Genomic DNA, 12,826 nt, shown 5'->3' on the forward strand with positions numbered 1-12,826 from the left:
AAAACGTTACAATAGGACATTATCTGCTTTAGAAAAGTTAACTGAATCTCATGTTCCACATTGTAGAAAAATATAGAACACCGGCTCAGATTATTCTGGGTGTAATTTGCCTAAGTTTTGTGTTTGCAGGTGGTTATTCACTAGCCGTTCCCGGCGCTGATTACATTAGCCAAATTGGTGATACTAAAATCAGAATTAATGATGTTAATGATTTTCAGCGGCAAGTACAGAATGCCTCTGGCAACTCAGTGAGCAAACAGTGGGTTTATGATAACTTGGTTGAAAAGGCTTATATCCAGCAAGGTGCCTATGATATGGGAATTAGTGCACCAATCGATCAGATAAAGCAGGTTATTGCATCTGATCCGAGTTTTCAGGAAAACGGTAAATTTGTTGAAGCTAAATACCGTGCTTTTTTGCAACAGGCTGGCATGTCTGAAGCAAATCTGGTGGACGGCATGCGTAAACAGTATGCCGTGCAGACCATGCTCAATCTGATGAAAGCCGGTAATCTAGTAAGCGATGTACAAGCAAAGCAGATGGTTAATCTGCTGCAAGCTAAACGGCAATTACAGACAGTAACTTTTCCCGCAGCAAATTTTGCTAAACAAGTAACCATAGACGACAATAAACTTAAAGCTTATTACGAAGCAAATAAAAAACAGTATTACCTGCCGCAGGCTGTGAAATATGAATTTGTACAATTGTCTGCTACTGAACTGGGTGCCAAGGAAAGTGTCAGTGAAGCCGAATTAAAGGAAGCCTATGACCAGATTCCATCTTCTGCCTCTGCACCAAAACCAGATTTAGAGAATGTAAAGGCACAATTAACTCAGGAAATTCAGGCTCGCAAAGGTACAGCACTAGTTGCTAAAATGAAAGAAAATGTAAGCGATTTAGCTTTTAATAATCCTAAGACATTGCAACCGATTAAAGACAAACTTGGCTTACAGATTCACAAGGTTGATCAGGGCTGGATTACCAGAGATATGGCCAACGCTGGTGGTATGCCAAAAGCCTTGCAAGATGTTTTGTTCAGCAATGATGTACTGGTTAAACGCTACAACTCCGAACCGGTTGATATTGGTAATGGAACGTACTGGGTGGTGCGTGCTCTTGATGTACGCAAAGAACATCAGGCATCCTTTGCAGAAGTGAAAGCACAGGTACAGCAGCATTATATTGCTGCGGAAACCAAAAAGCTTGCAACCGAAGCAGCGAAACAGACTTTGGATGCTATAAATAAAGGTACTAATCCTGCCCTGTCATGGTCACCCAGTACTGATATAACGCCACAGCAGGCAGCAGCCATTATGTCCAAGGACGATTTTCAATCCTGGATTAAAGCCAAACCAGCAAATAGTAAACCTGCATATATTCTACTCAATGATCAGCAAGATCCTGTGCTAGTAAAAATTGCTGCAATCACACCACCACAGAATATGGATAATGTTCTGCCACAAGCTAAACAGGTGATCAGCGAGAATCTGGCACAAAATCTGGCTACCAGTAATATGCAATGGTTGAAGAGTCGCTATAAAATCAAGCACGGTGCCCAGAAGCTGGAAACTGGAGACGAGCAATAATTTTTATCATTGACCTTATAAGTTTTATAAGGTCAATATTATTTGATGGCTTGTACTGTACAGTATTGCATACTGTCCGATTTACAACATTTCGCAGTTGAAGGATTGTCGTGTTATATAACAGTTATCATGCCATTACAGGTGAAGTTCTGTTCAGCCGTAAAAGTCTGACTAAAGCTGAATTTGGACTACAGTATCAACAACTGGCTCGGCAGCAGCAGTCTTTTGCCAATGAAAATGTACAGACACGTACCCACTATTTACTTGCCTTAGCACAACGTCTGGAACAGGCTAAAGCTGAACTGGCCTATCAGATTTGTATTGAAGTAGGACGCTGTTTGCGCGAGTGTGAAGCAGAAATCAGTAAATCAATTGCATTAATTCGTTATTATGCACATCTTGCACCTGAACTGCTGGCACATAAAACTATTGCCACTCAGGCGAGCCTGAGTCAGGTGCGTTTTGAACCACTGGGTACTATACTGGCTGTTATGCCTTGGAATTATCCAGTATGGCAGATTCTACGTTTTGCTATTCCGGCCTTATGTGCGGGCAATGCCTGTCTGGTAAAGCCTGCTCCTTCAGTTGGCCTCATCAGCCAGATGTTGTTTGAACTGGTGGGTAATGATTTACCTTTACAACTAGCTTGGCTGGATAATGATGACATCGAATATGCAATTGCACAAACGCAGGCACTGGCTTTTACCGGTTCTACTCAGACTGGGCGTTATCTTGCCGCACTGGCCGGCCGGCATTTGCGTAAATGTGTTATGGAGTTAGGTGGCAGCAATGCATTTATTGTATTAAATGATGCAGATGTGGAACAGGCAGCTTCTGAGGCGTGTTATTCACGTTTTCGTGATGCCGGACAATCATGTAATGCAGCTAAGCGGCTTATTGTTCATACGGATATTGCAGAAGAATTTCTTGCAGCTTTGCAACACTATTGTCAAAAATTGCAGATGGGTGAACCATGGCTGCCATCGACCACTTTAGCACCATTGCACCGGCAGGACTTGCGTACAGCAGTTCACGCCCAAGTTCAAGATGCGCTGGCTCATGGTGCTCAATGTCTGCTGGGTGGTGAAATTCCAAGTGATATGCCGGGCTGGTTTTATCCTGCAACAATTCTGGATAAAGTGAATACGGATTGTCGCGTGTATCATGAAGAGGTGTTCGGGCCAGTGGCTATTATTCTGCATGCTCAAGACAATATTCATGCTTTGAATCTGGCTAATGACAATCCTTTTGGTTTGGGTGCCAGTATTTATACTAAAGATGTTAATTTAGCGTGGCAGTTTGCAGAACAATTAAATGTGGGTAGTGTGTTTGTTAATCGTCATACCAGTAGTGATTTACGTTTACCATTTGGAGGCGTTAAAGATTCCGGATTTGGGCGTGAGCTTTCTGAATTTGGCATTTATGAATTTGTTAATGTTAAATCTTACTGGCAAAAGTAGGCAGTTAAAACTGGCAGTGATTGCCATTTTTGAAAAAAAATGTAATAACGATAGAAATAATTTTTATTGCATAAAATAATGACTCTGCTTAGTAAAAAAGGGATAAAAGTCATGTATGTAGCCAGACGTTTTTACTGGTTCGTACTCGCAATAATACTCATTCTGATAGCGATTGTGTGGCAGGTTAAGTTACACCAGCATAAGACTGCGTATTTTGATGCAAATGTTCAGATTGTTCAAAAACAGTCTGAAGTACAGCATGTGCAACAGTTTCATGCCGAGCAAAATCATATTGGTGTACCGGATTCATATCATCCGTCTAAAATCAAATACAATGACAGCTATGCCTTACCCATAGATAAACTGCAACAGTTTATTCCGGCAATGAAAGAGGGCGAATTACAGCTATCGTATCCAGATGGCAAAAAAAAATTACAAGGTGAATATAAAAACAGCAAGCCTGTTGGAAAATGGCATACTTGGTACCCCAATGGTCAGATGGCTATTGAAATGAACTGGCAAAAAGGTATGCCGAGTGGTCGTACTTTAAGCTGGTATGAAAACGGGCAGAAACGTGGGGAGCTGTATTTTATCAATGGAAAAGTAGAAGGCCGCTGGCAGCGCTGGTATTCCAATGGCCAGATAAAACAGGATATGAACGTACATCATGGGGAAGTCCAAACCATGACAACATGGGATGATAAAGGACGTTTGCTTGCTGATGTGGCCATACATAACAATAAGATAAGTGGTGTCGTACTGAGCTGGTACGAATCTGGTGCCAAAAAAAGTGAATCGGTATTTGAAAAGAATGAACTGGTACGTAAAACAGAATGGGATGAAGACGGTCTGGTTGTTGATTTGAATGATAATTAAAGAATATTCGTTAACCAATTAATTAAAATAAATATTTTTGTGTTTTGCACAGCGCGGATTGAATGATGCCCGACAGAATGGGCAGGTATATTGCTGATATTGTTTATAAGTCAAAAGATTTTTGCACTTTCCGCACATAACCGGCTTACTGTTTTCAGTTGTCATGGGCGTGAACAGATGGTCGCATATATGGTTATGGCATTTAAAACAGGCATAATATTGCTTACATTGGTCACATTGGAGTGCAGCGATATCTTTTTCATCATGATAATGTACACAGCGGCCGCATGAGTCAGTTTCAATTCCTAAAATCACGTTTTCACTCTTTAATCGTGTTTAATTGAAATGTATTATAGGTTAAATTATTAGTTCTTATTACTGTCCGATATCAACTAAATCTACATAATTATTATACGAAGATACTCATATCTTTAAGACTAAGTATTATAAAAAACCGAATCTATTTTGTAGATTCGGTTTTTTATAGCTAAATAAACGAATTGAGATTACATGCGCTCAATTAAAGCTTTGCCAAAAGCAGAGCAGGAAACTTCTTTTGCACCTTCCATCATGCGGGCAAAATCATAAGTAACGATTTTATCCGCAATAGCTTTTTCAATAGCAGCATTTACTAGTTCTGCAGCTTCTTTCCAGCCCAAATGGCGCAACATCATTTCAGCAGAAAGAATGATGGAACCTGGATTAACTTTATCCTGACCAGCATATTTAGGCGCTGTACCATGAGTGGCTTCAAATACGGCATATTCATCAGAAATATTGGCACCTGGAGCAATACCAATACCACCTACTTGCGCAGCCAAAGCGTCTGAAATGTAATCACCATTCAGATTCAAGGTAGCGATCACATCATATTCGGCCGGACGCAATAAAATCTGCTGCAAGAAAGCATCGGCAATACAATCTTTGATAACGATATTTTTGCCAGTTTTCGGATTCTTGAATTCACACCATGGGCCTTCACCAATTAATGTAGCACCGAATTCATTTTTAGCCACTTCATAAGACCAGTCACGGAAGCCACCTTCGGTGAATTTCATGATGTTACCTTTATGAACAATAGTAACACTATCACGATCGTTATCAATAGCATAACGAATGGCTGCACGAGTCAGGCGTTGTGTGCCTTCTTTGGATACGGGTTTGATACCAATACTGGAAGTTTGCGGGAAGCGGATTTTGGTAACACCCATTTCGCTTTGCAGGAAGTTAATAATTTTTTTTGCATCTTCTGTTTCAGACAACCATTCAATACCGGCATAAATATCTTCGGTATTTTCACGGAAAATCACCATGTTAACCTTGCTTGGGTCTTTTAATGGAGAAGGTACACCGGTAAAATACTGTACAGGACGAACACACTGATATAAATCCAGCTGCTGACGAATGGCAACGTTCAGTGAACGGATACCACCCCCAACAGGTGTAGTCATTGGACCTTTGATGGCTACTTTATATTCTTTGATGGCTTCCAGCGTTTCTTCCGGTAACCACACATTTTCGCCATAAATTTTAGTGGCTTTTTCGCCAGCATAGACTTCCATCCAGACGATTTTCTTAGCACCGTTATATGCTTTAGCTACGGCAGCATCAATAACGTCTTTCATCACTGGTGTAATATCAACGCCGATACCATCACCCTCAATAAATGGAATAATAGGATCATTCGGAATGGCTTGACCGGAAACGATTTTATGACCTTCTGTCGGCACTTTAATGTGACTCATGGTAACTCCTGTGATGTTACTTTTTCTGATAGATGACTACATACGTCCACTTGCAGTCTGTCAAGTTGATTATCCTTTATTTTGTTAACTTAGGCTAGAGAAATGTAGTGCGATGTAGTCGGTAACCTATTGTACGGCAGAACAGTGCAGATACAGCCAGCATTTGGCCAGAACTTATCAGTAAGTGCTTTCTGATGCCCATAAATCGGATTGATATTCGTGCTGATGAAAGTGGCTTATACCCAACCCAATCAGTCGAAACTGGGCACTATCGTCGGGCATGCGTTTGAGCAAATTCTTGCCGGCTGCAACCAGTGCCTGAGCATCTGGTATGGGCGAAGAATAGGTTTGGGAGCGTGTATAAATCTGGAAATGAGTATTTTTTAATTTTAAAGTGACACAATTGCCTTGAAGCTGCTTATGCTGCATGTTCTCTACCAGCGTCTGTGCCAGTTCAGGCAGATGATGGGCTATTTCACTCAGGCTTTCGTTATCATTTAATGTAATTTCAGTAGAAATCTGCTGACGATTACGTTCTGTTGTAACCTCACGATTATCACGACCTTGTGCCAAATCAAATAGGCGGTACCCCCAGCGGCCGAAATGGTGTACTAAAACAGATAGGCTTACCTGTCTCAAATCACCAACTGTAGCCCAGCCCAAGGCATGCATTTTTTGTTCGGTAACTTTACCGACACCAGGAATTCTACCTAATGGCAATTTGTGCAAAAAGGCCATAACTTGTGATGGTGCAATAACAAACTGGCCATTAGGTTTGCGCCAGTCGGAAGCAATTTTAGCCAGAAATTTATTGGGAGCAATTCCTGCTGAAGCTGTCAAGCCAGTTTCATTCAGTATGGCAACACGTATTTCGCGCGCTATATCGCGTGCATAGGGTAATGCTCCCCGATAATTGGTTACATCCAAATAAGCTTCGTCCAGAGAAACAGGTTCAATCTGAAGAGTATAGCGGCTGAAAATACTATGTATTTGTTGTGATACTGCGCGATATTTACCGAAGTCTGGTGAAATGTAGATTGCCTGGGGACACAAGCGTTTAGCCGTGCTTACGGCCATGGCTGAATGCAAACCATATTGGCGTGCCACATACGAAGCGGCACAAATAACCGATCTGGGACCATCCCAGGCAACCACAACAGGTTTATTTTGCAATTCAGGCCGGTCGCGCAATTCTACTGAAGCGTAAAAAGCATCCATATCAATATGGATTATTTTTCGTTCGGGCATATTATTCTACGTGATATACAATGATTGTTTTTAAATTATCCTGTTCTGTTTTTGATGAAATTAATAAACCCATCGCTTCCGTACTATTTTTAATGGCTTTCATTTCATTAAATAAAACATGATCCAATAACATTTATATTGTACTATTTTTGCTCGCATATAAACCAATATGTAAATATAAGCTACTTTATTTCCAGCATTCATGTTCATCTTAACATTATCAGTTTTTTTGCCTGTTTCAATAGCTGGTAATGTAGTAACATTTTTTAACAGATTATATTGATATTGCAGTTAGCCACTGAGACATTATCTACTTTAATATATTCTTATTCGTTTACTTAATATTTTTTGGATTCTAAATGCTCTTAGACACAGTAGTGCCATTAATCAGGATATATCACTAATACTTCATCCTGATGACGCATATATTAAAAGTTAGGTAATAATTCAAAGACATCAGTAGAGTAATTGCTTATGTTATAAAATCATTTGGTTCATATTTAAAGAAGAATGTAAGTTTAAACTTTCAGCTTGCTACATTATTCAATGTGTATTTATTATAGAATTTTGTTTTTACAATAAATCGTCAATGACTGATTAAATTCAGGCACCAGTAATAAACAGGAGTACTGGTGCCCAGATTAAGCTTATAAATTAGTGTAATGCATAACCGCTAAGATATTTGATACGTTCATTAGTCATCTGAGTATCACATTCAAGTCGCAGGAATTCTGCATGAGCCGGTGAGTCTGCTTTAGCTGCTTTCTCCTGACACTGACTCGTTTTGCGGGCTATCCATTTCTGTTGTTCATGCTGTAACGTTTTACGTACTGTATCATCAAGATTACGCCACTGTGTATTGATAACACTATTGGCATTTCGGTTATTATCTCTTGTCATCTGCAACTGGTTAGCCGTAACGTCAGCTTGCTTATTACTATCTTCCGGATTTTTCTGTATGTGATTGCCATCAACTTGATGATCGCTATTCATTGCAGGTAGATGGCCGTTCAAAATGGCACTGGCCATTTGTGCAGTAGGACTTGGCTGATCTAAAGGTAAAACTTTTGCATTTGGATCGGTTATCAGAGTAATGGCATCGGCGCGATTATAGGTGTGTCCGGCAATAACTACTGTATCTTTGATACCATACGGCAGCAGAGTATTACCTAAAACTGTACCTAATGTTTGAATACCCGCCTGATCGAAATTGCTGGCAGCATTGGTAGCCGAAGCAGCATTAGTATTGCTGGCTACAGGAGCATATTTAACAGGCTTAGTGAACACACCATCATGCAGTGTAACGCTATTGCCCTGTAGCTGCTGATTTAGGCGACCGATAAAATCGGATTTGCCAAATAACAGCGGTGCATTGGTTTGAATTTGCTGCCAGATGTTGGCTGGAACAGTAATCTTTAATTCACTGCTGCAAATTGGATTACCATTGCTGTCTTTATCTAACTTGCCATCTGACAAAGCAATATTCAATTCATGGCTAGCACCAATTACTTTTTCCGCATCTACAAACTGCCGGCTGTCATTTTGGGCAAACTGGCGCGCATTATTATCGATACCAGTTTGCAGGGTTTGCTGAATCTGATTACGCAACTGTTCACTATTACAGCTTAATTGGGGTGATGAGGACGCTGTATCATCGCGAGAACAGGCGGCCAGAGAAAGAACGCTGATGATGCTGTACACAAATATGCTTTTTTTCATGATTGTTTCCTAAGCATTAATGATAGATATAGACAACATAATTACAACTAACCCACCTTTATTATGCTGCGTATGTAATTTTTAATCATTTGATTTTACTAAAAAATACAAAAATGTATGAAATGTATTCATGCTTGAGATACAACATGTTGTAATTAACGCAAGTTATCAAGTATGGCGTAAATCGGGCTTAGAATTGCTTCCCCCAGACGTAGTGAGCGTTGTCCATTCCAACCGAAATCGTCATCTGGCCACTGATGATTATCCTTAAACGGCATTTCTAGTGTATAGGCTAAACATTTGAAGGTTTCACCGATATAAGATGTGGCCATGCTTAGATTTGCTTTACCTGAAGCATCTTTTTCATAACCATATTTATCTTGAAAATCTGGGCTAGCCAGCAGAAAGGCCTGTTTAAACTGTTCCTGCAATGTGTATAGGCGCTCATCAAAGGATGGTATACCCTCATTACCGGCAACAAACACATAAGGTATGGATTCATCACCGTGAATATCCAGAAATAAGTCAACGCCGGTTTCATGCATTTTTTGACGAACCACAAAAACTTCTGGGCTGTGTTCCATGCTGGGTTGTAACCATTCACGATTTAAATTAGTACCGGCTGCATTAGTACGCAGATTTCCTAACACAGAACCATCTGGATTCATGTTAGGGACAATATAAAAAGTGGCTCGATCGAGTAGTGCGCGAGAGGTTGGATCCTGATGATCAAGTAAACGATTGAGTAGCCCTTCAACAAACCATTCAGCCATCGTTTCACCCGGGTGCTGACGTGCAATAACCCATATTTTAAGGTCACTGGCTGCCTGATTGCCGATGGTTAATAAGTTGATGTCACGTCCTTGCAATGTGCTGCCTAAATCTTCTATCTGGCATAAACCGCTACTTTGTGAATCTCCTAGTAAATTAAGATGCTGTTCATAAGAATAGGGTTCAAAATAGGCGTAATAAACACTATTTGCCAATGGCGTGTGGTTGATACAGAGTATTCCGTTTTCGTAAGTGGTAGGAACACGAAACCAGTTGATGCGATCATATGAGCACATTGCCTCATAATCTTCCCATCCAGCAGGATAGGCAGATTCAGCAGCATTGATAAAGTGTAACTGAAGATTCTGGTAGGCAGCTCCCTGTACGCGGAAATAAAACCATTGACGGAAATTGGCTGCGTTGTCTTTTGGTAATTTCAATTGAATATTGCTAGGGTTTTGAGCATCTACAATTTCTATGTTGCCACCATCAAACTGAGTACTAATTTTAAGCATGAAACCACTTTCTTATGAATCATTAATTTAGATTTAGGTATATTGTATTCTTTTTGTAGGTGATTTTCGATATTGAGTATCTATCTCGCTGTTAGAAAGTATTGTTATTTTCTACAAACTTGTAATATCTGTGTTTTCAGTGTAACCGGTTACTCTTCCGCAGAGAAAGTTATTGGCTCTGGTTTTCCTAAAAATTTCGGTTGTTTGTGTCTGATATACAGATCACTAACAGCTTTGACCCGGGCTAAGATTTCACGCAAAATTACTTTTGCATAATTCTTCCCGGTTGGAGCGGGTACTGCATAGCATTGTGTATCCAGTTGGTGCTTACGGGAAATAAGTATGGCGCGGTCGCAATGAAAACTTTGCGTAATAATGGTAAAACTGTTAACCTGAAAAATTTTTTTGGCTCGAAGGATAGAGTCTAAAGTCCTTAACCCGCCATAATCCAGAGTCATGGATGAAGCAGGTATACCTGCTCGAATCAAGTCTTGCTGCATAGTTTCTGGTTCATTGTAATTTTTGCGGGAGTGGTCTCCGCTCAAAAGCAAATGTTTAATTTTTCCCTGTTGGTAAAGTTTGACAGCGCCCTCAATACGATATTGGTAAAAAGGATTTAGTTTGCCATTGCGCAGATATTTTGCCGTACCTAATACAAGACCTACAGACCGAGGAGTAAGCTGATTGCTGTCTGTGAATATATAAGGTGTGGCTTGTCTGCTTATCCATTGATAGATGGATATTAAAATAATAGTAAAAGCTATTGTGCTAAAAACCGTATATTTAATTATTCTTTTTAATGAAGTTATAGTCATACGAATAAAGCTCCACACTAACTAATTAGGATGTTTACAAATAAATTTTTGCGGAATAAACATTAATGGCAATTAACATTAAATTAATATAGCATATTTATTGTTTGTGCCGCAGTTTTATGATATCGATACTGGTTAACTCGGGTTTACTTGTTTTTTAAAAAAATTTTTGCTTTGTATAAATTCTTCGGCGCACTTTGGCACATTCCGTTAAAATGGACAGTTATTTTGGTTTTCTAGTATCTGGTATTAGAGATGCTGAAAAACTATTGACTGAATTAACTAATTATTGGCTTGCATGAACAATATACGTAATTTCTCTATTATCGCCCATATTGACCATGGGAAGTCTACACTGGCTGATCGTTTCATTCAGTATTGTGGTGGTCTTGAAAATCGGGAAATGAGTGCTCAGGTACTCGATTCCATGGATATTGAAAAAGAACGTGGCATTACCATCAAGGCACAAACAGCAGCCTTGCAGTATAAGGCACGAGACGGGGAGATATATCAGCTCAATCTGATTGATACTCCGGGACACGTGGACTTCTCCTATGAAGTATCGCGCTCGCTATCGGCCTGTGAGGGTGCATTGCTTGTGGTTGATGCTTCACAAGGTGTAGAAGCGCAAACTGTAGCTAATTGCTATACCGCAATTGATTTGGGCGTGGAAGTACTGCCGGTATTAAATAAAATTGATTTGCCGGCCGCAGAACCAGAGCGGGTAATCGAAGAGATAGAAGACATTATCGGTATTGAGGCTATCGATGCCGTACGCTGTTCGGCTAAAAGTGGTATCGGTATTGAAGATGTGCTGGAAGAAATTGTCAAGAAAGTTCCTGCACCTACAGGAAAGGCTGATGCCCCGTTAAAAGCATTGATTATTGACTCATGGTTTGATAATTATGTTGGTGTAGTGATGCTGATCCGCATGGTGGATGGTGTCGTGCGTCTGAAAGATAAAGTGCGGTTTATGGCCACGGGTGCTGAAACACAGGTTGAACAGTTGGGCGTATTTACCCCTAAATCTGTTCAGAAACCTGAGTTAAAAGCAGGAGATGTAGGCTTTTTGATTACCGGTGTGAAAGAACTGGGTTCCGCTAAGGTGGGTGATACAATTACTTTGGCACGTGAACCAGCCACTGATCCCTTGCCGGGCTTCAAAGAGGTGCAACCTCAAGTGTTTGCTGGTCTCTATCCGGTAGAAAGCCATGACTATGATGCGTTACGTGAAGCGCTGGAAAAATTGCAGCTAAATGATGCGTCGCTGAAATTTGAGCCGGAGGTTTCTCAGGCGCTGGGCTTTGGTTTTCGCTGCGGCTTTCTCGGTCTGCTACATCTGGAAATTGTTCAGGAAAGACTGGAACGCGAATTTGATATGGATTTAATTACCACTGCACCAACAGTGGTATATGAAGTGTTGCTGAAAAGTGGCGAACGCATTGAAATTGAAAATCCATCCAAATTGCCGGACATCGGGACGCTTGAAGCAATTTATGAGCCCATTATCACTGCTACTATTTTGCTGCCACAGGAATATGTTGGTGCTGTAATGACACTATGTAATCAGAAACGCGGTGTTCAGAAAAATATGCAGTACATGGGACGGCAGGTTATGCTGACTTATGAAATGCCGATGAATGAAGTGGTAATGGATTTCTTTGACAAACTGAAATCTACATCACGTGGTTATGCTTCACTGGATTATGAATTTCTAGAGTTCAGAGCTGCGGATCTGGTGAAACTGGATATTCTGGTAAATAGTGAAAAGGTGGATGCATTAAGTCTGATTGTGCATCGCAGTAATTCAGTTCATCGTGGCCGAGAACTAGTAGCTAAAATGCGGGAACTGATCCCTCGTCAGATGTTTGATATTGCTGTGCAGGCGGCAATCGGTGGTAAGATTATTGCCCGTGAAAACGTCAAGGCGCTACGCAAGAATGTGCTGGCTAAATGTTATGGCGGTGATATTACCCGCAAGAAAAAACTATTGGAAAAACAGAAAGCCGGTAAAAAGCGTATGAAGCAGGTTGGCAATGTGGAAATTCCGCAGACTGCCTTTCTGGCAATTTTGCAGGTTGGAGATTAATA

The 12,826-nt window shown here is 40.5% G+C and carries 9 protein-coding genes; 4 read left to right on the top strand and 5 right to left on the bottom strand.

Annotation, left to right across the window (positions count from 1 at the left end; genetic code table 11):
• The first annotated feature begins 50 nt into the window (after positions 1–50).
• The 3 genes from BHC51_RS02395 (at position 51) to BHC51_RS02405 (ending at position 3,922) form a co-directional block, all read left to right on the top strand.
• Positions 51–1,586 carry a peptidylprolyl isomerase gene (locus tag BHC51_RS02395; protein WP_100153221.1) on the top strand — a complete coding sequence of 512 codons (1,536 nt, stop codon included), beginning with the start codon at positions 51–53 and terminating at the stop codon, positions 1,584–1,586.
• A 110-nt stretch (positions 1,587–1,696) separates the two neighbouring features.
• The gene (locus tag BHC51_RS02400; protein WP_100153222.1) at positions 1,697–3,046 is read left to right on the top strand and encodes an aldehyde dehydrogenase family protein; all 1,350 of its coding nucleotides are present in this window, start codon (positions 1,697–1,699) and stop codon (positions 3,044–3,046) included.
• Between the two features lie 78 nt (positions 3,047–3,124).
• Positions 3,125–3,922, top strand: a complete 798-nt coding sequence (locus tag BHC51_RS02405; protein WP_143558738.1) for a toxin-antitoxin system YwqK family antitoxin — start codon at positions 3,125–3,127, stop codon at positions 3,920–3,922.
• 506 nt (positions 3,923–4,428) lie between these two features.
• Here the strand turns inward: BHC51_RS02405 and icd are convergent.
• The 5 genes from icd to BHC51_RS02435 all read right to left on the bottom strand — a co-directional run bounded on the left by icd (position 4,429) and on the right by BHC51_RS02435 (position 10,735).
• Entirely contained in the window at positions 4,429–5,667 is a 1,239-nt protein-coding gene (gene icd / locus BHC51_RS02415) for an NADP-dependent isocitrate dehydrogenase (protein WP_100153225.1), read from the bottom strand.
• Between the two features lie 177 nt (positions 5,668–5,844).
• Positions 5,845–6,915: a DNA polymerase IV gene (gene dinB, locus BHC51_RS02420; RefSeq protein WP_100123836.1), complete on the bottom strand. Its 1,071-nt coding sequence runs from the start codon at positions 6,913–6,915 to the stop codon at positions 5,845–5,847.
• Positions 6,916–7,569: 654 nt separating this feature from the next.
• Positions 7,570–8,634, bottom strand: a complete 1,065-nt coding sequence (locus BHC51_RS02425) for a lysozyme inhibitor LprI family protein (protein WP_100153226.1) — start codon at positions 8,632–8,634, stop codon at positions 7,570–7,572.
• Positions 8,635–8,789: 155 nt separating this feature from the next.
• Positions 8,790–9,920 carry a M14 family metallopeptidase gene (locus BHC51_RS02430; RefSeq protein ID WP_100100052.1) on the bottom strand — a complete coding sequence of 377 codons (1,131 nt, stop codon included), beginning with the start codon at positions 9,918–9,920 and terminating at the stop codon, positions 8,790–8,792.
• A gap of 149 nt (positions 9,921–10,069) precedes the next feature.
• The gene (locus tag BHC51_RS02435) at positions 10,070–10,735 is read right to left on the bottom strand and encodes a SanA/YdcF family protein (RefSeq protein WP_100153227.1); all 666 of its coding nucleotides are present in this window, start codon (positions 10,733–10,735) and stop codon (positions 10,070–10,072) included.
• Between the two features lie 298 nt (positions 10,736–11,033).
• Here BHC51_RS02435 and lepA point away from each other — a divergent pair, with 298 nt between their 5' ends.
• Positions 11,034–12,824 (top strand): translation elongation factor 4, encoded by a 1,791-nt coding sequence (gene lepA, locus BHC51_RS02440; RefSeq protein ID WP_100100054.1) that lies wholly within the window; start codon positions 11,034–11,036, stop codon positions 12,822–12,824.
• Positions 12,825–12,826: the final 2 nt, after the last annotated feature.

This window comes from Snodgrassella alvi, assembly GCF_002777745.1.
GTDB classification, from domain to species: domain Bacteria; phylum Pseudomonadota; class Gammaproteobacteria; order Burkholderiales; family Neisseriaceae; genus Snodgrassella; species Snodgrassella alvi_D.